Annotated in this window: 20 protein-coding genes and 1 pseudogene; 12 read left to right on the top strand and 9 right to left on the bottom strand. The window is 70.9% G+C overall.

Features of this window, described 5'->3' with window-relative positions:
• Positions 1-64: 64 nt before the first annotated feature.
• Positions 65-1,063: a TAXI family TRAP transporter solute-binding subunit gene (locus tag OG379_RS28500; RefSeq protein WP_405665819.1), complete on the top strand. Its 999-nt coding sequence runs from the start codon at positions 65-67 to the stop codon at positions 1,061-1,063.
• A 16-nt stretch (positions 1,064-1,079) separates the two neighbouring features.
• Here the strand turns inward: OG379_RS28500 and OG379_RS28495 are convergent, their stop codons facing one another.
• Together OG379_RS28495 and OG379_RS28490 are read right to left on the bottom strand one after the other, a co-directional pair.
• Positions 1,080-2,474: a sensor histidine kinase gene (locus OG379_RS28495; protein WP_405665817.1), complete on the bottom strand. Its 1,395-nt coding sequence runs from the start codon at positions 2,472-2,474 to the stop codon at positions 1,080-1,082.
• A gap of 15 nt (positions 2,475-2,489) precedes the next feature.
• Positions 2,490-3,182: a response regulator transcription factor gene (locus OG379_RS28490; protein WP_104789552.1), complete on the bottom strand. Its 693-nt coding sequence runs from the start codon at positions 3,180-3,182 to the stop codon at positions 2,490-2,492.
• A 354-nt stretch (positions 3,183-3,536) separates the two neighbouring features.
• On the opposite strand from OG379_RS28490, the gene OG379_RS28485 reads away from it, so the two are divergent.
• The 9 genes from OG379_RS28485 (at position 3,537) to OG379_RS28445 (ending at position 11,071) form a co-directional block, all read left to right on the top strand.
• Positions 3,537-4,322, top strand: coding sequence for an amino acid ABC transporter ATP-binding protein (locus tag OG379_RS28485; RefSeq protein WP_356710160.1), 786 nt, complete (start codon positions 3,537-3,539; stop codon positions 4,320-4,322).
• A gap of 32 nt (positions 4,323-4,354) precedes the next feature.
• Positions 4,355-5,278, top strand: coding sequence for a glutamate ABC transporter substrate-binding protein (locus OG379_RS28480; RefSeq protein ID WP_405665816.1), 924 nt, complete (start codon positions 4,355-4,357; stop codon positions 5,276-5,278).
• Between the two features lie 140 nt (positions 5,279-5,418).
• Positions 5,419-6,066 carry an amino acid ABC transporter permease gene (locus tag OG379_RS28475; RefSeq protein WP_104789549.1) on the top strand — a complete coding sequence of 216 codons (648 nt, stop codon included), beginning with the start codon at positions 5,419-5,421 and terminating at the stop codon, positions 6,064-6,066.
• Positions 6,063-6,995 (top strand): amino acid ABC transporter permease, encoded by a 933-nt coding sequence (locus tag OG379_RS28470; protein WP_405665815.1) that lies wholly within the window; start codon positions 6,063-6,065, stop codon positions 6,993-6,995. Before OG379_RS28475 ends, OG379_RS28470 begins: the two co-directional genes overlap by 4 nt.
• 302 nt (positions 6,996-7,297) lie before the next feature.
• Positions 7,298-8,932, top strand: coding sequence for an FAD-dependent monooxygenase (locus tag OG379_RS28465; RefSeq protein WP_405665814.1), 1,635 nt, complete (start codon positions 7,298-7,300; stop codon positions 8,930-8,932).
• A gap of 32 nt (positions 8,933-8,964) precedes the next feature.
• Positions 8,965-9,051 carry a putative leader peptide gene (locus tag OG379_RS28460; RefSeq protein WP_311605579.1) on the top strand — a complete coding sequence of 29 codons (87 nt, stop codon included), beginning with the start codon at positions 8,965-8,967 and terminating at the stop codon, positions 9,049-9,051.
• 94 nt (positions 9,052-9,145) lie between these two features.
• On the top strand, positions 9,146-9,736 hold the full coding sequence (locus tag OG379_RS28455) for a cysteine dioxygenase (protein ID WP_405668682.1): 591 nt from the start codon (positions 9,146-9,148) through the stop codon (positions 9,734-9,736).
• Positions 9,733-10,140 carry a rhodanese-like domain-containing protein gene (locus OG379_RS28450; protein ID WP_405665813.1) on the top strand — a complete coding sequence of 136 codons (408 nt, stop codon included), beginning with the start codon at positions 9,733-9,735 and terminating at the stop codon, positions 10,138-10,140. The genes OG379_RS28455 and OG379_RS28450 overlap by 4 nt, the downstream gene beginning before the upstream one ends.
• A 280-nt stretch (positions 10,141-10,420) precedes the next feature.
• Positions 10,421-11,071: a hypothetical protein gene (locus OG379_RS28445; RefSeq protein ID WP_405665812.1), complete on the top strand. Its 651-nt coding sequence runs from the start codon at positions 10,421-10,423 to the stop codon at positions 11,069-11,071.
• 187 nt (positions 11,072-11,258) lie between these two features.
• Here OG379_RS28445 and recX read toward each other — a convergent pair whose 3' ends face one another.
• The 4 genes from recX to OG379_RS28425 form a co-directional block, all read right to left on the bottom strand.
• Positions 11,259-11,951 (bottom strand): recombination regulator RecX, encoded by a 693-nt coding sequence (gene recX / locus OG379_RS28440; protein ID WP_104789545.1) that lies wholly within the window; start codon positions 11,949-11,951, stop codon positions 11,259-11,261.
• 3 nt (positions 11,952-11,954) lie between these two features.
• Positions 11,955-13,085, bottom strand: coding sequence for a recombinase RecA (recA, locus tag OG379_RS28435; protein ID WP_401519646.1), 1,131 nt, complete (start codon positions 13,083-13,085; stop codon positions 11,955-11,957).
• A 319-nt stretch (positions 13,086-13,404) separates the two neighbouring features.
• A complete protein-coding gene (locus OG379_RS28430) occupies positions 13,405-14,550 on the bottom strand; it encodes an AI-2E family transporter (protein ID WP_405668681.1) in 1,146 nt (381 codons plus the stop codon).
• Between the two features lie 196 nt (positions 14,551-14,746).
• Complete coding sequence (locus tag OG379_RS28425) at positions 14,747-14,941, bottom strand: DUF3046 domain-containing protein (protein ID WP_104789542.1); 195 nt, start codon at positions 14,939-14,941, stop codon at positions 14,747-14,749.
• Positions 14,942-15,021: 80 nt separating this feature from the next.
• Between OG379_RS28425 and OG379_RS28420 the strand changes: the two genes are divergently transcribed.
• Positions 15,022-15,936, top strand: coding sequence for a hypothetical protein (locus OG379_RS28420; RefSeq protein WP_393761931.1), 915 nt, complete (start codon positions 15,022-15,024; stop codon positions 15,934-15,936).
• A gap of 10 nt (positions 15,937-15,946) precedes the next feature.
• Here the strand turns inward: OG379_RS28420 and OG379_RS28415 are convergent, their stop codons facing one another.
• From OG379_RS28415 to OG379_RS28405, 3 genes and pseudogenes are all read right to left on the bottom strand, one after another.
• Positions 15,947-16,252 carry an AzlD domain-containing protein gene (locus OG379_RS28415; protein ID WP_393761929.1) on the bottom strand — a complete coding sequence of 102 codons (306 nt, stop codon included), beginning with the start codon at positions 16,250-16,252 and terminating at the stop codon, positions 15,947-15,949.
• Positions 16,249-17,028, bottom strand: coding sequence for an AzlC family ABC transporter permease (locus OG379_RS28410; RefSeq protein WP_405665810.1), 780 nt, complete (start codon positions 17,026-17,028; stop codon positions 16,249-16,251). Before OG379_RS28410 ends, OG379_RS28415 begins: the two co-directional genes overlap by 4 nt.
• Before the next feature lie 10 nt (positions 17,029-17,038).
• Positions 17,039-17,901, bottom strand: a pseudogene (locus OG379_RS28405) (AraC family transcriptional regulator).
• 101 nt (positions 17,902-18,002) lie between these two features.
• Between OG379_RS28405 and OG379_RS28400 the strand changes: the two are divergent.
• Entirely contained in the window at positions 18,003-22,715 is a 4,713-nt protein-coding gene (locus tag OG379_RS28400) for a DEAD/DEAH box helicase (protein ID WP_405665809.1), read from the top strand.
• Positions 22,716-22,728: the final 13 nt, after the last annotated feature.

The following is a 22,728-nucleotide window of genomic DNA, read 5'->3' as shown; positions in this document are numbered from 1 at the left end:
CGCCGGAGCCCGTGGCCCGGATCCGGCCTGGCCAGGACGGGGCACGGCCTGGCAGGATCGCGCCATGCTGCACGCACTGTCCCGGTTCGGCCGGCGCCGCACCCTTCAGGGGGGCGCCGCCGCCGTGGTCGTGCTCGGACTGCTCCTGTGGTGGGTGCTCCCGATCGGGGAGGAGGAGCCGAGCGGTTCGCTCACGTTCTCCACGGGCGTACGGAGCGGGGTCTACCAGCGCTACGGACAGCGGCTGGAGGGTGCGCTGGCCAAGGACATGCCCAAGGTGTCGATACGGCTGCAGACCAGCGAGGGCTCGCAGCAGAACATCGAACGGGTCGCGACGGGGAAGGCCGACTTCACGATCGCCACCGCCGATGCCGTCGCCACCTACCTTGCGAGCGGGAAACCGGGCGCGGGCCGGCTGCGCGGCTGCGTCCGGCTGTACGACGACTACATCCAGCTGATCGTGCCCCGCGACTCCGGGATCCGTGAGGTCGCAGACCTGCGGGGCAAGCGGGTGGGTGTGGGCCAGAAGGGGTCGGGGGTGCTTCTCGTCGCGGACCGGCTGATGAAGGCGGCCGGCGTCGATCCGGCGGAGGACATCACTCCCGTCCAGGCCGGGATCGACACGATGCCCGCGCGGCTGGCGGACGGCCGGCTGGATGCCTTCTTCTGGTCCGGCGGGCTGCCGACCGGCGCGGTGCAGGACCTCTCGGAGAAGTTCGCGATCCGGCTGGTGCCCCTGGAGGACGCGCTGGTCACCCAGCTCCAGGCGGCCGGCGGGTCCACGCGCTACTACCGTTCGGCCGTGATGCCGGCGGACGCCTACCTGCACGCCCAGCAGGGGCAGGCCGTGCGGACGGTCGCCGTCTCCAATCTGCTGATCACCACGGACCGTACGGATCCGCTGACGACCGAGGCGTTCACCCGGACCGTGATCGACAGCCGGGACCGGATCGGCCGCGAGGTGCACTCGGCGCAGCTGGTGGACCTGCGGACCGCCATCTACACCGATCCGCTGCCGCTGCACGAGGGCGCCAAGCGCTACTACCGCTCGGCCAAGCCCTGACGGTCCGGGGCCGGGCTCACGCGTGCGGCAGGTTGCGCGGCACGGTGACCGTCACCCGCAGGCCGTGCGGTTCGTGCGTCCCGTAGCGGATCGATCCCCCGCCCGCCTCGAGCAGGGCGCGCGAGATGGACAGTCCGAGGCCGGATCCCTTGACGTTCTGGTGCCGCCCGCTGCGCCAGAAGCGGTCGCCGACGCGCTCCAGCTCCTGTTCGGTCAGGCCCGGTCCCCGGTCGGCGACGACGACCGTGGCACCCTCGCCCTCGAGCCCGGCGGTGACCCGGACCTCCTGGCCTCCGGGGGTGAATTTGAGCGCGTTGTCGATGACGGCGTCCAGCGCGCTGGAGAGGGCGATCGGGTCCGCCCAGCCGGTCACAGCGGGTGCCCCGTCCAGGGTCAGCCGTACGCCCTTCTCCTCGGCCAGCGGACGCCATGAGGCGACCCGTTCACCGGCGAGTGCGGCGATGTCCGTGAGCTGGAGATCCGCCGCGGTGTGCTCGGCCAGCGCCAGGTCCAGCAGGTCGTCGAGGACCTGGGCGAGGCGCTTGCCCTCCGTGCGGACCGAGGCGATCTCCGCGTTGCCCTCGGGGAGTTCGAGTGCGAGGAGCTCGATCCGGAGCAGCAGCGCCGCCAGCGGGTTACGCAGCTGGTGCGAGGCGTCGGCGACGAAGGCACGCTGCTGCTCCAGCACGTCCTCGACGTTGTCGGCCATCTCGTTGAACGAGCGCGCCAGGCGCCGGAGCTCCGGAGGCCCGCCGGACGCGACGACACGGGACCTCATCCGGCCGCTCGCGATGTCGTGCGCGGCCGCGTCCAGGGTCCGTACGGGCAGGAGCACCCATCCGGTGAGGCGGAACGCGGCACCGACCGCCACGAGCATGGCCACGGCCTCGCCGAGGGCGATGAGCAGCCAGCCGCGCAGTGTGCGGGACCGCATGTCCCCGGTGGGCGAGTCGGTCACGACGACGGCGACCACGTCCCCGTCGCGTACGACCGGGGAGGCGACGACGATCCGGCCGTTCTGCCAGGGCCAGACCTGGGGCGGGTCGTGGGAGCGACGGCCGAGGAGAGCCTCCGCGAAGGCCTCACGCCCTTCTCCCTCGGTGGGGAGGGTCCAGGAGGCCGGCGCCCTGGCGAGGGCCCTGTCGTCACGGTAGAAGACTCCGGCCCGGATCCCGTAGACCGAGTCGTACGCCTCGAGTTCGGTCTGCAGGGTGCGCTGCCGCTCCTCGGTGCCCCGGACGGGTTCGTCGACGAACTGGGCCAGCGCGCCGAAGCGAGCCGTGTCGTCGATCCGGTCGATGACGACCCGCTGCTGTTCGGCGGCGGCCACGCGTACGGCCAGCGGGAAGCCGAGAGCGAGCAGCACGGCGGCCATCAGGACGATGAGCAGAGGGAGCAGGCGGGTGCGCACGGGGGGCGGACGTCCTCAGGCCGACGGCGGGACGAGCCGGTAGCCGACGCCTCGCACGGTCTCGACCAGTGCGGGAAGCCTCAGCTTGGAGCGCAGCGAGGCGACGTGCACCTCCAGGGTGCGTCCCGTTCCCTCCCAGCTCGTCCGCCACACCTCGCTGATGATCTGCTCCCGGCGGAAGACCACGCCGGGGCGCTGGGCGAGCAGTGCGAGCAGGTCGAACTCCTTGCGGGTGAGCTGGACCTCCTGACCGTCGACGCTGACCCTGCGGGTGGGCAGTTCGATGTGGACGGGCCCGATCCGCAGCGCCGCGAGGGGGGTCGGCCCGGTGTCCTCACCGGCCGTCCTGCGCCGGGCGACGGCGTGGATACGGGCCAGCAGCTCTCCGGTGTCGTAGGGCTTGACGACGTAGTCGTCGGCGCCGAGGTTCAGGCCGTGGATCCGCGAGCGGACGTCGGACCGCGCGGTCACCATGATCACCGGGATCGCGGAGCGCTTGCGGATCTTCCCGCACACCTCGTAGCCGTCCTGGTCGGGCAGCCCGAGATCCAGGAGCACGACCCCGAAGGGCTCCTTCTCGGCCGGCAGCAGTGCCTGGAGGGCCTCCTCGCCGCTGCGGGCGTGCACGACCTTGAAACCGTGGCGCGACAGCACGGCGGACAGGGCAGCCGCGACGTGGTCGTCGTCCTCGACCAGCAGCAGTCTCATGGCCCCCCTCTCCGCCTCATGTCTTCTCATGGTCCTTCGCGACGACCGCGAACCGTGCGTGACGGTCCACCGGTGTTCCGCCCGGCGAACCTTTCCGTACAGCGCTGATTCACGCCATCCCCTTACCAGGGCATCCACGCCGATGACGGGTGGGTCAGTCAAGTCCCTGCCGGTTACCACCAGGTTTCCGTTACCCACCCGGTATGCCGTCGAGCACCCCGTGGCGTCCCCTTCACGCGGTGTGTCCGGTTGCGGCCGGATCGTTATGCTCAATTTCCGCTCAGATGTAATGACGCTGGTAGCACTGCGTCACTAGGGTCCTTGCCTAACCGAGGAGGACGGAGCAAGAAGCCGATGAGCGGAGTTTCAGTGACCAAGGCCGCCGAGGATGCCGCACCTGCGGGAGACGACCTTGTCGTACTGAGCAACGTCAACAAGCACTTCGGCGCGCTGCATGTGCTCCAGGACATCGATCTGACCATCGCCCGTGGCGAGGTCGTCGTAGTCATCGGGCCCTCCGGGTCCGGGAAGTCCACGCTGTGCCGCACGATCAACCGCTTGGAGACGATCGACTCGGGCGCGATCGCGATCGACGGCAAGCCCCTGCCCCAGGAGGGCAAGGAGCTTGCGAGGCTGCGTGCCGATGTCGGCATGGTCTTCCAGTCGTTCAATCTCTTCGCGCACAAGACGGTGCTCGAGAACGTGATGCTGGGCCAGGTCAAGGTCCGCGGGACGGACAAGAAGGCCGCCGAGGAGAAGGCCCGGACCCTGCTCGACCGTGTGGGCGTCGGCGTGCAGGCGGAGAAGTACCCGGCGCAGCTCTCGGGCGGTCAGCAGCAGCGCGTCGCGATCGCACGCGCGCTGGCGATGGACCCCAAGGTCATGCTCTTCGACGAGCCCACTTCGGCTCTCGACCCGGAGATGATCAACGAGGTGCTCGAGGTCATGCAGCAGTTGGCCCGGGAGGGGATGACCATGGTCGTCGTCACCCACGAGATGGGCTTTGCCCGTTCGGCCGCCAACCGTGTGGTCTTCATGGCGGACGGGAAGATCGTCGAAGAGGCAACTCCCGACCAGTTCTTCAGCAATCCGCGCAGCGACCGGGCCAAGGACTTCCTGTCGAAGATTCTTCACCACTGATACCGACGACCTACGACACGAGGATTGTTCACATGAAGCTCCGCAAGTCGGCCGCCGTTGCGGCCATCGCTGTGCTCGCCCTGACCGCGACCGCCTGTGGCGGCAAGGAGGGCTCCGCCGGCGACAAGCCGTCGGGCGTCAAGCCCGGTTCCTCCGAGGCCCCCGCGCTGCCGAAGTACACCGTCGCCACCGGTGTCGACCTCGACTCGCCGACCTTCAAGGACGCGAAGAAGCGCGGCAAGCTGGTCATCGGCGCCAAGGCCGACCAGCCGTACCTCGGCTTCGAGGACCAGTCGACGAAGGAGCGCTCCGGCTTCGACGTCGAGATCGCCCGGATGATCGCGGCCGACCTCGGTTTCTCGGAGAAGCAGATCGAGTGGAAGACCGTCGACTCCGGCATCCGTGAGACGGCCATCTCCAAGGGCCAGGTCGACTACTTCGTCGGTACCTACACGATCAACGACGAGCGCAAGAAGCAGGTCGGATTCGCGGGCCCGTACTACAAGGCCGGCGCGGACCTCCTGGTGCGCAAGGACGAGACCTCCATCACCGGCAAGGAGTCGGTGAAGGACAAGAAGGTCTGCTCGATCGTGGGTTCGACCCCGCTCCAGGAGATCAAGAAGCCCGAGTACGGCGCGCAGGTCGTCGAACTGGCCAAGTACTCGGACTGCGTGCAGCAGCTCCTGACCAAGCAGGTCGACGCCGTCACGACCGACGACTCGATCCTCAAGGGTTACGCCGCCGCCAACTCCGGCAAGCTGAGGGTCGTCGGCAAGCCGTTCACCGACGAGCCCTACGGCGTCGGCCTGAACAAGGACGACAAGGTGCTCCGCGAGGCGATCAACAAGTCGCTGGAGACCCACGTCAAGGACGGTACGTACAAGAAGATCTACGAGGCGACCCTGGGCCTGTCCGGTTCGGAGTACACCGAGCCGCCGGCCATCGAGAGCTACTGACTCAGCTCCGTCGCTGACGTCCTGTCACTGACGCCACACGCGTGAGTGAGGCGTCCCGTACGCCGCCCTCCTGAGTACTGCGGTGTACGGGGCGCCCCTTCCCCTGCCCAGATGCCGCTGACCGCCGACGCGGAGACCCCATGAACGTATTGCTCGACAACTTCCCGGAATACCGCGACGGCTTCATAGGCACCGTGTCGATCACCGCCATCAGCTCGGTCATCGCGCTGGTCCTGGGCGTCGCCATAGCCGGCTTCCGTGTGTCGCCCGTGCCGCCGCTGCGCTTCTTCGGCACCGCCTGGGTGACCCTGCTGCGCAACACCCCGCTGACGCTTCTCTTCCTGATCTTCTTCTTCGTGGTGCCGGAGATCCTCTTCCCGGGCATGAGCCCCTTCCTGCTCGGCTCGCTGGCACTCGGCTTCTACACCTCCTCCTTCGTGTGCGAGGCGGTCCGCTCGGGTATCAACACCGTCCCCCTGGGGCAGGCCGAGGCCGCCCGCTCCATCGGCATGACGTTCGCCCAGACCCTGCGGATCGTGGTTCTCCCGCAGGCCACCAGGTCCGTCATCCCGCCGCTGAGCAGCATCTTCATCGCCCTCACGAAGAACTCGGCGATCGCCGGGGCCTTCAGTGTCACCGAACTCTTCGGGTGGCAGAAGCTGATGAGTGACCGGGGCTACGAGATCATGCCCGTCTTCGTCTGGGTGGCCCTCGGCTACCTGGTCGTCACGTTTGCCATCAGCGGTCTCTTCCGGCTGCTCGAGCGTCGTATGGAGGTCGCCCGATGAGTGCCAGCGTTCTCTACGACGCCCCGGGTCCCAAGGCTGCCGTCCGTAACCGGATCTATGCCGTGGTCGGAAGCCTCGCCATCCTGGGTCTGATCGCGGTCAGCCTGGTGCGGCTGTCCGACAAGGGGCATCTGGCCCCCGAGATGTGGGACATCTTCAACTACGCGGGCATCCGGCAGAACATCGCCGACGCGGTGCTCGCCACGCTCAAGGCCTTCGGTCTGGCGGCTGCCGGTTCACTGATCCTCGGGGTCCTGCTCGCCGTCGGCCGGCTCTCCGACCACAAGCCGGTCCGCTGGGTCGCGACCACCTTCATCGAACTCTTCCGTTCGATCCCGCTGCTGATCACCATCTACGCCATCTGGGTCGGCTTCCTCACCGACTACTCGATGTGGGCCCTGGCGCTCGGACTGTCGGTCTACAACGGCTGTGTCCAGGCCGAGGTGCTGCGCGCGGGTATCAACTCGGTGCCCAAGGGCCAGAGCGAGGCGGCGTACGCCCTCGGGATGAGCAAGACGCAGGTCATGGTCAGCGTGCTGATCCCGCAGGCGGTGCGCGCGATGCTGCCGACGATCATCAGCCAGCTGGTGGTGACCCTCAAGGACACCTCGCTCGGCTTCATCATCCTGTACCCGGAGCTGCTGCAGACGGCGCGTCTGATCGCCTCCAACACCCAGGTCAACAGCCAGTACCCGTACGTCTCGACGATCGCGGTCATCGGCACGATCTATGTGGCGATGTGTCTGCTCCTGTCGGCGCTGGCCACCTGGATCGAGAAGCGCGGCCGACGGGCCAAGACCGGTATCGCGATGGCCGCGGCCGCCGAGACGCCGGGCATCCTCCCGGCCGGCAGTCTCGCGGCGCCCCACGCCGAGGACGGCCCGGCAGGCGGGCCCGAGTCGACCGAGGGGACCGGCAAGACCGACTGACGGAGCGGGCGGCCGGACGTCCCGTGAACGGACGCGCCGCCCTCCCTCCCCACCTTCGTGACAGCCCGCCGGCACACCGGCGGGCTGTCACTGTTTCCGGATCGCTGAGGCGCGGGAGCTGCATGGGTTGCGTGGGGCGGCAACTCAGGCGCCCTGTCCCACCGTCGCTTGACGCAAGCACCGGCAGTGGGTTGCATTCGTTCTGTGATCGCGCCCCGAACCACCGCCGCCGCACCCCCTTCCTCCCCCTCGGCCCCCAGGACCTCGACGGCCACTCCCACCAGCGCCGGAGGGTTCGCGCCGTGGACCCGGTGATCGTCGTCGGTGCCGGCCCCGTCGGGCTGGCGCTGTCGCTCGCCCTCGCGGCTCAGGGCGTTCCCTCCGTGCTGCTCGACGAGGGCCCGGGGAAGGACGAACCGCGCCCCGCCCGCACCGTCGTGCTGCGCGAGGACACCGCGGACCTGGTGGAACGGCTCGGCTGCCCGGCGCTCCACGAAGAAGGGCTGCGGTGGGCCGGCTGGCGTTCGGTACGGCGTAAGCAACTGGTGCGGGCCGTACCGCTGGGCGAGGAGGAGGGCACCGTACCGCTGCCCTCACCCGTCCATCTGCCCCAGCACGCCCTGGCAGGCGGTCTGCGCGCGGCGGTCGCCGCGCAGGACCTGGTCACCATGGTGCCGTTCAGCAGGATCGACACCCTGGAGCAGGACGCGCACGGCGTCACGGTGCACACCCGTGAGCCCGGATCGACCTGGTGGCGCGGGAGTTATCTGGTGGGCTGCGACGGCGCGCGGTCCACCGTACGCAAGCTCCTCGACATCAGGTTCCCCGGTCGCACGGCGGTCGAGCGGCACGCTGTCGCGGCGCTCCGCGCCGAACTGCCCTGGCCGGACGAGGCGGTGCTGCACCGGTCCCCGCCCTGGCGCACCGGTGGCGCCGAGGTCACCGCGCGTCCGCTGCCGGACGGTGTCTGGCGGCTTGACTGGCTCCTTCCGCCGCGCGGTGAACTGGTCACCCCCGAGGCCCTGATCACCAGGATCCGGGACACGCTCGAGGGCTGGTGCGGTGAGACTCCGGCCTACGAGCTGCTGGACACGGGCGTCTACACCCTCCACCACCGGCTGGCCAGGCGGTGGCGGTCCCAGCGGGCCTTCCTCGCCGGGGACGCCGCCCATCTGCTGGGCGCGCTCGGTACTCAGGGCCTGGACGAGGGGCTGCGAGACGCCGAGAACCTGGCCTGGAAGCTGGCGCAGGCCTGGCACCAGAGTGCCTCCGAGCTCCTGCTCGACAGCTACCAGGCCGAGCGCCGGGCCGCCGTCGCCTCCCGGCTGCGCGCCGCCGACCAGTCTCTGCCGATACTGCGGGGCGGGCCAGGCCTCCGGACACTCGTACCCGGTGCCGCGCGCGGGCACGACACGTTGCTGGCCGACGGTCATCTGGGGTGCGGTCCCCTGGGCGCGCCCCCCGCGTACACGCACTCCCCTCTCTCGCCTCAACGCACCGAGGGACACGCGTCGGTGGGGACGGACCCCGGTGCGCCGGTCACCGACGTGCGGGTGACCGCGCCCGACGGGAAGACGGTGCGGCTGCGCGACCGGCTGGGACTGGGGCATCTGCTCGTGATCCTGGTCGCACCTGGCACGGGGGTGTGGGACAGGCGGCACTGGCTGACCGCGGGGGTCATGCCCCGGCTCGTCGACGCGGTGGCCGCCCTCCCCGTGAACGCCGAGCTGCTGGTGACCGAGAGCTACCCGGGGGCGACGGCCCATACGGTGCTGCTGGTCAGGCCGGACGGGCACCTCGTCGCGGCCTTCAGCGGGGTGCGGCCCGCCGAACTGTTCGCGGCGGCGGACGCGGCGCGCGGGGGTGGCCCGGACACGGCGCACGGCGACCCGGCGCGCACCACCACGAGCTCCGACCGGACCGCAGACGTCAATTGACCGTCGCAGGCGCACATGGTGTACTCCAGATCATGACCGACACCGATGTGCGCCTGTGGCGGAGGGTCCATATGGACCTCGTCCGCTATGCGGGCTGCGTGTGTCGCCCGTCCTGCTGAATCGCCTCTCCCCGCACACCGTGCTGTTTCGCGCGCGGCTGTGCTCCCACGCGAACTTCTCAGGACGGTCCCTGTGTCTGCATCCTTTCCCACCCTGCCCACATCCGCGTCCGAGTCAGCCGTCGGAACGGGCCCGTCGGCCCCGGCTGTCGACGGCCCGAGCGTGCCCGCCGTCTCCGGTACGGGCTCCCCGGCCCCGACCGCCGCGGAACTGCTCGACTTCGTCCGCCGGACCGCGGAGGACTCCGCGCTCGTCGCCTCGCTCCCGCTCGATCCCGAGGGCCGCACCTGGCTCCGGCTCGAGGGCCCAGGCGGCAGCGAGGCGTGGCTGATCAGCTGGCCGCCCGGTACGGGCACGGGCTGGCACGACCACGCCGAGTCGACGGGGGCCTTCACCGTCGCAGCGGGCGCCCTCCGGGAACACTCGTTGGCCGCGCGACTGCCCACGGACGGCTGGAAGACCCTCGAACTGAGCGAGGGCATCGACCGGGACCGGCTCCTGGCGACCGGGCAGGGCAGGGCCTTCGGCCGCCACCACGTCCACGAGGTACTCAACGAGTCCGGCGACGAGCACGCCGTATCGGTGCACGCGTACTACCCGCCCCTGCCGCAGATCCGCCGCTACAGCCGCACGGGAGCGGTCCTGCGCCTGGAGCAGACCGAACGCCCGGAGGACTGGCAGTGAGCGACGCGGACCAGGTACAGCGGAAACCGGTGGGCATCGATGAGCTGCTCGACCGGGTACGGGCAGGCTACGAGCGGATCGGACCCGAGGAGGCGGCAGCGGAGGCAGCCGACGGCGCGCTGCTGGTCGACATCCGTTACGCGGCGCTGCGCGAGAAGGACGGCCTGATCCCCGGGGCTCTCGTCGTCGAGCGCAACGAGCTGGAGTGGCGGCTCGATCCGCAGGGAAGCCACCGTGCCCCACAGGCGGTGAGCCACGATCTGCGGGTCGTGGTGATCTGCAACGAGGGTTACGCGTCGAGTCTCGCGGTCGCCTCCCTGCGGCAGCTGGGACTGCACCGGGCCACGGACCTGACCGGTGGCTTCCAGGCGTGGCGCTCGGCCGGGCTCCCGGTCGCTCCCTGAGGGGAGGGCACCTGACGCGCCTGGCCTCGTGCACCGACGGCCGCCGCCACACCGTGTCGGCGGCCCTGCCGCTCCGAGGACTCTTTCCGATGACCGGTGGTCGATGACCGATGTCCGGATGACCGGATGACCGGTGGCACAGTCACCGGTCATCCGGCCGCTCACTGGACCGAACGACGCTCCGACCCACCCGAACGCTGCTCCCCGGTGGAGCTATCCCCGCGCGCGACGGACATTCACCTCATCACTGAGGACCGGAATGTACGGAGATGTCGCGCCGATGGAAACCGCTCAGCTCACCCCGGACCAGCTCGACACACAGGCCTCCCTGCTCCATGGCAGCGACGCGTGGCAGCGCATCGTCACAGGCTGGGAGCAGACCGCCCGGGAGCCCGCACCCGCGACCGAACCCCCGGCATCCGTACCGGCCGACGAGGCTCGGCCCGCACCCCCGACCGCGGACTGGCGGGACCTGCTGTCCGTGCCTGTCGACCGGCTCGTCGAGGACTCCCTGCGGGCCCTGCCTCCGCGGCAGCCGCGCGAGCGCCGGCTTCCCGGGCGCCTCGGCGCTGTACTGCCCGAGCGTCTGCACGCGTGGCGCCGCATCGGACAGCCTGATGTGCGCCCGTCCACCCATCTGGGCTACGCCCGACAGATCCTCACCGAGTGGGGCTGGCAGAACACCCCCTACCGCCTGCGCAACACCCGTGGCGCGCGTTGCCTCTGCGGGGCCATGCTGACGGCTCACCGACTCGGCTACGGGTCGCTCGACACCGTCGACCGTGCCGGTGCGTGGGTGATCACCGAGCTGCGCTCGCAAGGCTGGTCCGACCTGATCGGCCCCTGGAACCGGCACCCCGGCCGCACCGCCGCCGACGCACTGGCCCTGATCGACGCCACGATCCGCCGCGCGTCCCTTGCAGGACACTGAGCACCCGACTTTCACCCGCCCCTTTCCGGCACCGGGCCGGTCTGCGGCGGTAGCCCCCTCCGCCACCGTCGCCGACCGCCCCGTGACCTGCGCGTTCATCCCCCGAATCCCCCGCACCGACCGGGCGCCGAGCCCCACACCGGCCTGGCTGCGTGCTCCCCCGCTCCTCCCGCCCCCGTTCCACCGGTCAGAAGGGCTCGTCCAGCCCTTCCATGTCCTCCCCCTCCGCCTCGATCGCCTGACGCACCACGCGCAGGGCCATCCCCTCGCCGTACCCCTTGCGCGCGAGCATGCCCGCGAGCCGGCGCAGACGCTTGTCGCGGTCCAGCCCCCGGGTGGAGCGGAGCTTGCGCGCGACGAGCTCCCTGGCGGTCTCCTCCTCCTGCTCGGGGTCGAGCTGCCCGACCGCCTCGTCGATCACTGTCGGGTCCACCCCCTTGGTGCGCAGCTCCCGCACGAGGGCACGCCGGGCCAACCCTCGTCCGTGGTGCCGGGACTCGACCCACGCGTCCGCGAACGCGGCGTCGTCGATCAGTCCCACGTCCTCGAACCGCGAGAGCACTTCCTCGGCCGCCTCGTCGGGAATCTCCCGCTTTCTGAGCGCGTCAGCCAGCTGCTTACGGGTGCGCGGGGTCCCGGTCAGCAGCCTGAGACAGATGTTGCGCGCCTGCTCGACCGGGTCTCGCGGTTCCCCCTTCTCGGCCCTCGACGAGGAAGGGGAACCGCTGCTTCTGGAGCGGGAGCGGGAACGACGCCCCGCCCCCTCACCGAACCCGGCCCCCCGGCCGGGCTCCGGGGGACCCCCGGACGGTTCTGCGGCGTACTCGGGGCCGGGGCCCGCACCCGCGTCGGTGCCCGGCCACTCCGTGCGACGCGTCACGGCCTAGCTCTTGGCCGCTGCGGCCTTGGCGGGCTTGGCCTTGGTCGCGGGAGCCGGTACCGACTTGGCCGCCCCGTCGGCCGGAGCCCCCGTGGTGACCGCACCATCGGCTGCGGGCTCCGCCGCGGCATCCTCCGGACGGACACCGACGCCGAGCTTGTCGAGGATCTTCTTCTCGATCTCGTTGGCCAGGTCGGGGTTGTCCTTGAGGAAGTTGCGGGAGTTCTCCTTGCCCTGGCCGAGCTGGTCGCCCTCGTACGTGTACCAGGCGCCGGCCTTGCGGACGAAGCCGTGCTCCACGCCCATGTCGATCAGACCACCCTCACGGCTGATGCCCTGGCCGTAGAGGATGTCGAATTCGGCCTGCTTGAACGGCGGCGCCACCTTGTTCTTGACGACCTTGACGCGAGTGCGGTTGCCCACGGCGTCGGTGCCGTCCTTCAGGGTCTCGATCCGGCGGATGTCCAGACGCACCGAGGCGTAGAACTTCAGCGCCCGGCCACCGGTCGTGGTCTCCGGCGAGCCGAACATCACGCCGATCTTCTCGCGCAGCTGGTTGATGAAGATCGCGGTGGTCTTGGACTGGTTGAGCGCGCTGGTGATCTTCCGGAGCGCCTGGCTCATCAGGCGGGCCTGCAGACCCACGTGGGAGTCGCCCATCTCGCCCTCGATCTCCGCTCGCGGCACCAGGGCCGCGACGGAGTCGATGACGATCAGGTCGAGCGCGCCCGAGCGGACGAGCATGTCCACGATCTCCAGCGCCTGCTCGCCGTTGTCCGGCTGCGAGAGGATGAGATTGTCGATGTCGACGCCGAGCTTCTTCGCGTACTCCGGGTCCAGAGCGTGCTCCGCGTCGATGAACGCCACCGAGCCGCCGAGCTTCTGCGCGTTCGCCACGGCGTGCAGAGTCAGCGTCGTCTTGCCGGAGGACTCCGGTCCGTACACCTCCACCACACGGCCGCGCGGCAGACCGCCCACACCGAGGGCCACATCCAGCGCGGTGGACCCGGTGGGGATCACCTCGATCGGCTCGTTCGGCCGCTCACCGAGGCGCATCACCGCGCCCTTGCCGAATTGCCGTTCAATCTGTGCGAGTGCGGCGTCCAGCGCCTTCTCGCGGTCGGTTCCTGCCATGGGTTCCACCCGATTTGCTTGAGTCGATCGCTTCACGTCACAGACGCTAACCCCTGCCACTGACAATGGGCCTCGACGTCCTCCCGGCCTGTGGACAACTCCACGGTCGGGCCCGGCAAAACCCGGCCGGAATCCCATGAGAATGGATGTTCGATTTCAGTGTCAAGCGCACCACGCCGGGCCGATACGGCCGAGGGTAGCCGCTTATAGCAGTCGACATCGATCAAGTCAATGAACTGCGACAGGCCTCACGCCGGATTCGGGCGATGCCTCGCGGAGGCCCAGGCCCCGGGCCCGACCCCCGAGCCGCCGGGCGGTGTCACGGATTGCCGTCGGCCGGGCCTCGGGCGTGCCCGCCGCCCCCCACGGCGCGGCGGATCCTCGACAGCACCGGCTCGCCACGGCGCCAGCGGTGTCCGCCCTGCACCCGCGGGTCGTCCATCACGTCGTAGCGCTTCACATACGCGCCCAGGAACGCCTGGAGCGTGGCGACGGCCGGAATGGCGATCAACGCTCCGACGGCTCCCATGAGCGCGGTGCCCGCGACCACCGAGCCGAAGGCGACCGCGGGATGGATGTCGACCGTCTTGGACGTGAGCTTCGGCTGCAGCACGTAGTTCTCGAACTGCTGGTAGACCACGACGAAACCGAGAACCCACAGCGCGTACCAGGGATTGACCGTGAAGGCGATCAGCATGGGCAGCGCGCCGGCCAGGTACGTACCGATCGTGGGGATGAACTGCGAGACGAGGCCGACCCAGACCGCGAGCGCCGGCGCGTACGGCACTCCGAGGACCACCAGCAGGACGTAGTGCGCCGCGCCGGAGATCAGCGCCATCAGTCCGCGCGAATAGATGTAGCCGCCGGTCTTGTCGACCGCGATCTCCCAGGCGCGCAGCACCTCTGTCTGCCGGGAGGGAGGCAGCACGGAGCAGAGCGCGCGCCGAAGCCGGGGACCGTCGGCCGCGAAGTAGAACGAGAACAGGAAGATCATCAGAAGCCGGAACAGCCCGCCGAGGACGGTGGTCGAGACGTCGAGCACGCCGGTAGCGCTGTTCTGCACGTACTTCTGGAGCCAGTCGGAGTGCAGCAGGCTGTCCTGCACCTCGACCCGCGAGAGCTCCGTGTGGAAGGTCTGGTTGACCCAGTTGATCACCGAGTCGAGGTACTTGGGGAACTCCTCGACCATGTCGACGATCTGGCCGGCGAGCATCGAGCCGAGGAGGACGATGAAGCCGATCCCGGCGATCAGCACGGCGAGGAAGACCAGGAAGGTGGCGAGTCCCCGGCGCATCCCGTGCCCGGCCATGCGGCTCACGGCCGGCTCGATCGCCAGCGCCAGGAAGAAGGCGATGAGGATGTTGGTCAGCAGCCCGATGAGCTGGTAAAAAGCCCAGCTGCTCAGTTGGAAGCACCCGTAGAGCGCCAGAGCCATGACCATCGCGCGCGGCAGCCAGCCGGGCATGCGGACGGGGCCGGTGCCGGGCGGCGGACTCGGTGGTGCGGGCGGCGAGGCGGGCGGCTGGGTCTGGGCTGTCTCGTCTGTCGGTGCCACGTGACAAGTCTCGCTCACTGCTGTGACAGCCGGACCCCCGGCCAGGCAGGGACCGATGCGGGTGACGCGGGTGCCGCGGCCGAGGCAGCGGGCATGGCCGCGTCGCTCAGCGCTTGTCCGGGGGCACTCCGACCGCCGAGCAGACCCCGCGCCAGACGTCCTTGGCCTCCCATCCCGCGGCCAGGGCCTCGTGCACCGTGCGGCCGCCGAGCTCCGCCATGACGTGATCGCGCGCGAAGGAGTCGGCGTAGGCCTCGCCGAAGTGATCCGCCATCCGTTCCCAGAAAATCGTCAACCGCATGCCCTCAGTATCCCGCTCCTGAGAGTGCAGCCGGGCCGGAGGGCCCTGCCGGCGACGTTTTCCCCTCTACGGTCGGTTCCATGGCTGGAACCGGAGCAAATCCCCTCGCCCGCGCCGAGCAGTTCATCTGGCTCACCGCACGCGTCCTCGAACAGCGGCGGTTCGCCCATCTCTTCCTGGGAGGGAGCGCGGACACCGTCGAAACCGCGCTCGACGCCTATCGGAACGGGGACGGTGGCTACGGTCACGCGCTCGAACCCGATCTTCGCGGACCGGTGAGTCAGCCGCTCCACACCGCTCATGCGCTGAGCGTCCTCGACTCCATCAGCCGCTGCGGTGGGATGCGCGTGGAACGGATCTGCCGCTATCTGACGGACGTGTCGACCAAGGAAGGCGCTCTGCCCGCGCTCCATCCCTCCCAGCGTGGCTACCCCGCGGCACCCTTTATCCCCGTAGTCGACGACCCGCCCGCCGAACTGCTGGCGACGGGCCCGGTGGTCGGGCTTCTGCACCGCAATCAGGTGTGGCACGCCTGGCTGTTCCGGGCCACCGACTTCTGCTGGGCCGCCGTCGACGCCCTGGAGCAGTCCCATCCGTACGAGATCGAGGCCGCCGTAGCCTTCCTGGACGGCGTTCCCGACCGTGCGCGTGCCGAATCGGCAGCCGACCGGCTGGGGCAACTGGTGCGTGAGCAGCGGCTGGTGGTGCTCGATCCCCGGCGCCGTGCGGAGTATCCGGTGGCTCCTGGCTATGCCCCGGGGGAACACCACTTCCCTTACGACTACGCCCGCACACCCGGGTCGCTCGCCCGTCGCTGGTTCAGCGAGAGCGAGCTGGAGAGCGCTCTGGATCATCTCGCGGCCGAACAGGAGGAGGACGGCGGCTGGCCGGTCAACTGGCGCCGTTGGGCCCCGGGGACGGCCCTGGAGGGCCGTCCGATCGTGACGATCAAGGCGCTGCAGACCCTCCGGGCGTACGGCCGCGGTCCGCGCTGACCTGCCCGCCTCAGAACAGGGCGCGCGCGGCAGCGGTGACCACGACGGCGGTGCCGACGACGACGAGGAAGGGCGCCCGCAGGACGAGGGCGAGCGCCGCCGCGGCGAGCCCTGCCGCTCTGGCGTCCAGCATCAGCTGCTGTCCGTCGGCGAAGGTCTGCTGAGCGGTGAGGGCCGCGAGCAGCGCCACCGGCATGAGTGCTGCCAGCCGCTGCACGAGGGGGCGCTCCAGGACTCCGGCGGGGACCAGGAGCCCCAGGAGCTTCGCGAGATAGCAGCCGACGGCGGTGAGTCCGATGGCGATCCAGATGTTCATCGGCCCTCCCCGGGCGCCGTGCCTCCGGTGGCGGTCCGGTCCGAGCCGCTCCCACCCCGGCCGTTCAGGAACAGGACGACCGGAGCGGCCAGCGCGGACACCAGTACGGGCGCGCCCGCCGGCAGCACCGGCAGGAGGCCCAGCACCAGCAGGACCGCCAGCGCCGCCGTGACGCGCTCCGTGGCGCTCTTCAGCATCGGTGCCAGCAGCGCGAGGAACACGGCGGGGCCCGCCGCGTCCAGTCCCCAGGCGTCGGTGTCGCCGAGCGCCTTCGCCCCGAGCGCGCCCCCCAGCGTGGTCAGGTTCCACAGGACGTAGAGGGTGAGCCCGGTGACGGTGAAGCCGATACGCGCGGCACGCCTGGTGGGCTGGGGCAGCGTGACGGCGGTCGTCTCGTCGATGACCCAGTGGGCGGCGAGGGGGCGCACGAAGCGCGGCAAGGCGAGGAGCTGCGACAGCCGTAGCCCGTAGAAGGCGTTGCGGACGCCCAGGAAGAAGGCTCCTGCCGCGGCGGTGCAGGGGTTGCCGCCGGCCGCGATGGCACCCACGAGGGCGAACTGGGAGGCCCCCGTGAAGACGAGGAGACTCAACGCGCAGGTCTGGAGAAGGCTCAGTCCGGAGCCTGCCGAGGTCACGCCGAAGGCGAACCCGGAGAGGCCCACGGCTATGCCCACGCCGAGTGCGTCCCGGACGACGGCGCCGTCCGGCTTCTCCGTATCCGCTCCTTGGGCGCCGAGTGCGCCGGAGCTCTGAGGGAGTGCTGTCTGTTCTGCCACGCCCGGAACGCTACGGTGCGGGATCCCCGCCGGTCTTGTACGTTCTTGCACGCTCGCGCTGGTAGGCGCCCGGGGGCACTCCGACGATCCGGGTGAAGTGACGGTTGAGATGGGGCTGGTCGGTGAAGCCGACGGCGGCGGCTGCCTCGGCGGGCGCGGTCCCGGCGTCGAGCATGCGTCGCGCACGGCGCACCCGGGCGTCGGTGAGCCACGTGTGCGGGGGCATTCGTACTGCTTCTTGAAGGCCCGCAGCAGCGCGAACGGGCCGGTACCCAGCTCGGCCGCGAGCGCTTCCAGGGTGGGCGGCCGCTCCATCCGTTCCTCCAGTGCGGCCCGTGCGCGGACCGCGTCCCGGGCGCCGGCGAAGTGCGGGGTCCTGGCCGGCAGCACGCTGCCGTGGCGGTCGAGCAGCCGGGCTACCAGGACGCGCAGGACGCTGTCGGCGGCGAGGGCGTTACCCTCCTCGGCGGCCCGGTGGACCTCGGTGATCAGACGGGCGGCATGCGGGTCCCGCACGCCGGTCTCCGCGAAGCCGAGGGTGCCGCGCAGGTTCGTCAGGTCGGCCGCGATGTCGTTGATCACCTGGGCGGAGGGGTAGAGCGTGGCGTACACCCATCCTTCGGGCACTCCGGCACGGGCGGTGTGCGGCACCTCCGGGTTGATCATGACCACGGTGCCGGGTCCGGCGTGCACGGTGCCGTCGGGGAGGCCGACGTCCTCGATACCGCTGGTGATCGTGCCGAAGACGTAGCCCTCGTGGCTGTGGCGCGGAAAGGCGTGGCGGACGTAGCGGGCACGCAGCAGATCGAGGTCGGGCAGCTCCGCGTACTGCCAGTACCTCGCCCATTCCTGTGTCGTGTCCACCTCCGCCATGCTCGTATTCTCGCAGGTCCGGGCCGGTGTCCGAAGCCCAGGACGGTGGGCGGCGGCACGTCCACCGGCCGTTGTCGGTGGCGGGGTGCACGATGGGGGGCATGGCCGGTTCCGCACTCGACTCGTTCTCACCCGCGACCCGCAGCTGGTTCGCCGCCGCCTTCGACGCGCCCACCGCCGCGCAGGAGGGGGCCTGGCGGGCCATCGGCGAGGGTTCGGACGTGCTGGTCGTCGCACCGACCGGATCGGGTAAGACGCTCGCCGCCTTTCTCGCCTCCCTGGACCGGCTGGCGGCCCTTCCGCCGCCCGCCGAGGCGAAGAAGCGCTGCCGGGTGCTGTACGTGTCACCGATGAAGGCGCTCGCCGTGGACGTGGAGCGGAATCTGCGTTCACCTCTGACCGGGATCCGTCAGGAGTCAGTACGTCTGGGTCTGCCCGAGCCCGAGGTGCGGGTGGGGATCCGTTCCGGCGACACCCCTCCGGCCGAGCGCCGTTCGATGGCGACGAGGCCCCCGGACATCCTGATCACCACTCCCGAGTCCCTGTTCCTGATGCTCACGTCCTCGGCCCGGGATGCGCTCGCCGGGGTCGAGACGGTGATCGTGGACGAGGTGCATGCCGTCGCGGGCACCAAGCGCGGCGCCCATCTCGCGTTTTCCCTGGAGCGTCTGGACGAGCTGCTGCCGCGGCCCGCGCGGCGTATCGGGCTGTCGGCGACGGTCCGCCCGGTCGACGAGGTCGCGCGGTTCCTCTCCCCGCAACGGAGGGTGGAGATCGTCCAGCCCCCCTCCACCAAGGAGTTCGACCTCTCCGTCGTGGTTCCGGTGGAGGATCTCGGCGAGCTGGGCGGCTCCCCCGCCACGGGTGACGAGGGCGGCCAGGCGGAGAAGCCGTCGATCTGGCCCCATGTCGAGGAGCGCATCGCCGACCTCGTGCAGTCACACCGCTCCACGATCGTCTTCGCCAACTCCCGGCGGCTGGCGGAGCGCCTGTGCAACCGGCTGAACGAGATCGCTCACGAGCGGGCGACCGCCGCGTCGGAGGAAGGGCCGGGGGCGGGCGGGCCCCTGCCCGAAGCCCACTCCCCCGCCGAGATCATGGCCCAGTCCGGGGCGGCGAAGGGGGCACCGGCCGTCCTGGCCCGAGCGCACCACGGCTCGGTGTCCAAGGAGCAGCGCTCCCAGGTCGAGGAGGACCTGAAGGCGGGCCGGCTGCCGGCCGTGGTCGCCACTTCCAGCCTGGAGCTGGGGATCGACATGGGCGCGGTCGACCTGGTGATCCAGGTCGAGTCGCCGCCCTCCGTGGCCTCGGGACTGCAGCGGGTGGGCCGAGCCGGGCACCAGGTCGGCGCTGTGTCCACCGGGGTGGTCTTCCCCAAGTACCGGGGCGACCTGGTACAGGCGGCCGTCGTCACCGAGCGGATGCGCCAGGGCGCCATCGAGGCTCTGCGGATCCCGTCCAACCCCCTGGACGTGCTCGCCCAGCAGATCGTCGCCACGGTCGCGCTCGACAGCTGGCAGGCCGACGATCTGCTCGCCCTCGCCCGCCGGGCGGCCCCCTTCGCCTCCCTGCCCGAATCCGCGTTCACCGCCGTGCTCGACATGCTCGCCGGGCGTTATCCGTCCGACGCCTTCGCGGAGCTGCGGCCGCGTGTGGTGTGGGACCGCGTCACCGGTACGGTCACGGGCCGCCCCGGTGCCCAGCGGCTCGCCGTCACTTCGGGCGGCACCATTCCCGACCGCGGACTCTTCGGCGTCTTCCTGGCCGGCGCCGACCCGAAGAAGGGCGGCGGACGCGTCGGCGAGCTGGACGAGGAGATGGTCTACGAGTCCCGGGTCGGCGACGTGTTCACCCTGGGCACCACATCCTGGCGGATCGAGGACATCACCAGGGACAGGGTCCTCGTCTCGCCCGCCCCCGGAGTCCCCGGCCGGCTGCCGTTCTGGAAGGGCGACCAGCTGGGCCGCCCGCTGGAGCTGGGCCGTGCCCTGGGTGCGTTCCTCCGGGAGATCGGCGGGCTGTCCGCCGAGGACGCCAGGCTCCGGCTGGTCGCGGCCGGGCTCGATGCCTGGGCCGCGGACAACATCCTGTCGTACCTCGACGAGCAGCGCCGGGCCTGCGGGCATGTCCCCGACGACCGGACGGTGCTGGTCGAGAGGTTCCGGGACGAGCTGGGCGACTGGCGGATCGTGGTGCACTCGCCGTTCGGCGCCCAGGTCCACGCCCCGTGGGCGCTCGCCCTGTCCGCCCGGCTCGGTGAGCGGTACGGCATGGACGCACAGGTCATGCACGCCGACGACGGCATCGTGCTGAGGCTGCCCGACGCCGACCTGATGGGGCTCGACCTCCTCGACTTCGATCCGGTCCAGGCCGATGCGAGCGGTGAGGCCGCGGGCGGCGCGGGGCGCGGCGCCGGCGGCCCAGGTCTTCCCGCCGCCGGATTCGACAGCGAGCAGCCTCCCGTCGGGGCCACCGACGTGGTTTTCGACAAGGGCGAGATCAGTCAGGTCGTGACCGAACAGGTCGGCGGATCCGCCCTGTTCGCCTCCCGGTTCCGCGAATGCGCCGCGCGCGCCCTGCTGTTGCCCCGGCGCAGCCCCGGCAAGCGCACCCCCCTGTGGCAGCAGCGTCAGCGCGCGTCCCAGCTGCTCCAGGTGGCCTCCGAGTTCGGCTCGTTCCCGATCGTCCTCGAAGCCGTCCGCGAGTGCCTTCAGGACGTCTTCGACGTCCCCGGTCTCACCGAGCTGATGGGCGACCTGGAGGCCCGCCGCATCCGTCTGGTCGAGGTGACCACCCCCGAGCCGTCACCGTTCGCCCGCTCCCTCCTCTTCGGCTACGTCGCGCAGTTCCTGTACGAGGGCGACTCGCCCCTCGCCGAGCGGCGGGCGGCGGCACTCTCGCTCGACTCCCATCTCCTGGCCGAGCTGCTGGGCCAGGCGGAGCTGCGGGAGCTGCTCGACGCCGATGTCCTCGGCGAACTGGAGCGGGAGCTCCAGTGGCTGACCGACGACCGGAAGATCAAGGACGTCGAGGGGGTCGCCGATCTGCTGCGCGTGCTCGGCCCCCTCACCGACGCCGAGCTGGCCGAGCGCGGCGCGGAGCCCGCGTGGGCCCCGGAGCTGGCGACATCCCGGCGCGCCATCCAGGTCCGCATCGGTGGAACCTCCCACTGGGCGGCTGTCGAGGACGCGGGCCGGCTGCGCGACGCACTCGGCACCGCACTCCCGGTAGGAGTCCCCGAGGCGTTCACGGAGCCGGTCAAGGACCCGCTCGGCGACCTCCTCGCCCGGTTCGCCCGTACGCACGGCCCGTTCACCACCACACAGGCGGCGAGCCGTTTCGGCCTCGGCAGCGCCGTCACGGACGGGGCGCTGCAGCGGCTCGCCGCGTCGAGCCGCGTCGTCCAGGGCGAGTTCCACCCCGCGGGCATCGGCCAGGAGTGGTGCGACGCCACGGTCCTGCGGCGGCTGCGCCGCCGTTCGCTCGCCGCGCTCCGACAGGAGCTGGAGCCTGTGCCACCCGCCGCGCTGGCCGGCTTCCTCCCCCAGTGGCAGCACCTCGGCGACAACAGTCTGCGGGGGATCGACGGACTGGCCCGTGCCATCGAGCAGTTGCAGGGCGCCCCGGTCCCGGCGTCCGCCCTGGAGAAGCTGATCCTGCCGAGCCGCGTGGCGGGATACACCCCCGCCATGCTCGACGAGCTCACGACCACGGGCGAGGTCGTCTGGGCAGGCGCGGGCGCTCTCCCCGGAAAGGACGGCTGGCTCTCCGTCTACCTGGCCGACAGTGCTCCGCTGCTCCTCCCTCCTCCCCTTCCGCTGGAGGAGAGCGCGTTGCACGAGTCGGTTCTCACCGTGCTCTCCGGCGGGTTCGGGCTCTTCTTCCGGCAGATCGCCGATCAGGTCCGGGCCACCACCCACCCGGACTGCACCGATCCCCAGCTGGCCGACGCGCTCTGGGACCTGGTCTGGTCCGGCCGTCTCACCAACGACACGCTCGCGCCCCTGCGTTCGCTCCTCGGCTCAGGGCGCACTGCGGGCTCCACCGCGCACCGCGCGCGGCGCAATGTGCCGCGCGGCCGTTACGGGTCGCTGACCGCTGCGGCCCGTCCCGCATCCCGCACCGGCCCGCCGACCGTGTCGGGACGCTGGTCGTTGCTGCCCCCCGCCGAGCCCGAGCCGACCCATCGCGCGCACGCCCTTGCCCGGACACTCCTCGACCGCCACGGCGTGGTGACCCGCGGCGCGGTGCAGGCCGAGGGCGTCGAGGGCGGGTTCTCGGCGATCTACCGCATCCTTGCCGCGTTCGAGGACAGCGGTCAGGCCCGCCGTGGTTACGTCGTCGAGGGGCTGGGGGCCGCGCAATTCGCCATGGACGGCGCCGTGGACCGGCTCAGGGCAGCCTCAACCGCACGCGACCGTGCGGACCCTGGCTCGGCTCCCCGCGCCCTGGTCCTCGCGGCGGCCGATCCGGCCAACGCGTACGGTGCCGCCCTGCCCTGGCCCGAGTCACCGGATGGCGCGGGACACAAGCCCGGCCGCAAGGCGGGGTCGCTGGTGGTTCTCGTGGACGGCGAGCTGACGCTCTACATGGAGCGCGGTGGCAAGTCCCTCCTCGCATGGCCCACCGATCCGGACGACCCGGCGCTCCGGGCCGCCGCGGAGGCGCTCGCGTCGGCCGCCCGCGCGGGGACGCTCGGCACGGTCACGGTGGAGCGCACCAACGGCGCCTCCTCCCTCACCTCCCCGCTCGGCCGCACCCTGGAGGCCGCCGGCTTCCTCGCCACGCCACGAGGTCTGCGGCTGCGCGCCTGAGGACGGTTTCGGC

Origin of the sequence: Streptomyces sp. NBC_01166, assembly GCF_045039765.1 — a bacterium.
Classification (GTDB): Bacteria; Actinomycetota; Actinomycetes; order Streptomycetales; family Streptomycetaceae; genus Streptomyces.
This window is presented reverse-complemented; position numbering and strand designations above follow the sequence as displayed.

Coding starts and splice junctions, on each gene's coding strand:
- OG379_RS28500 (WP_405665819.1), top strand. CDS start 65: ATGCTGCACGCACTGTCCCGGTTCGGCCGGCGCCGCACCCTTCAGGGG.
- OG379_RS28490 (WP_104789552.1), bottom strand. CDS start 3,182: ATGAGACTGCTGCTGGTCGAGGACGACGACCACGTCGCGGCTGCCCTG.
- OG379_RS28485 (WP_356710160.1), top strand. CDS start 3,537: ATGAGCGGAGTTTCAGTGACCAAGGCCGCCGAGGATGCCGCACCTGCG.
- OG379_RS28480 (WP_405665816.1), top strand. CDS start 4,355: ATGAAGCTCCGCAAGTCGGCCGCCGTTGCGGCCATCGCTGTGCTCGCC.
- OG379_RS28475 (WP_104789549.1), top strand. CDS start 5,419: ATGAACGTATTGCTCGACAACTTCCCGGAATACCGCGACGGCTTCATA.
- OG379_RS28470 (WP_405665815.1), top strand. CDS start 6,063: ATGAGTGCCAGCGTTCTCTACGACGCCCCGGGTCCCAAGGCTGCCGTC.
- OG379_RS28460 (WP_311605579.1), top strand. CDS start 8,965: ATGACCGACACCGATGTGCGCCTGTGGCGGAGGGTCCATATGGACCTC.
- OG379_RS28445 (WP_405665812.1), top strand. CDS start 10,421: ATGGAAACCGCTCAGCTCACCCCGGACCAGCTCGACACACAGGCCTCC.
- recA (WP_401519646.1), bottom strand. CDS start 13,085: ATGGCAGGAACCGACCGCGAGAAGGCGCTGGACGCCGCACTCGCACAG.
- OG379_RS28430 (WP_405668681.1), bottom strand. CDS start 14,550: ATGCCCGGCTGGCTGCCGCGCGCGATGGTCATGGCTCTGGCGCTCTAC.
- OG379_RS28425 (WP_104789542.1), bottom strand. CDS start 14,941: ATGCGGTTGACGATTTTCTGGGAACGGATGGCGGATCACTTCGGCGAG.
- OG379_RS28420 (WP_393761931.1), top strand. CDS start 15,022: ATGGCTGGAACCGGAGCAAATCCCCTCGCCCGCGCCGAGCAGTTCATC.
- OG379_RS28415 (WP_393761929.1), bottom strand. CDS start 16,252: ATGAACATCTGGATCGCCATCGGACTCACCGCCGTCGGCTGCTATCTC.
- OG379_RS28400 (WP_405665809.1), top strand. CDS start 18,003: ATGGCCGGTTCCGCACTCGACTCGTTCTCACCCGCGACCCGCAGCTGG.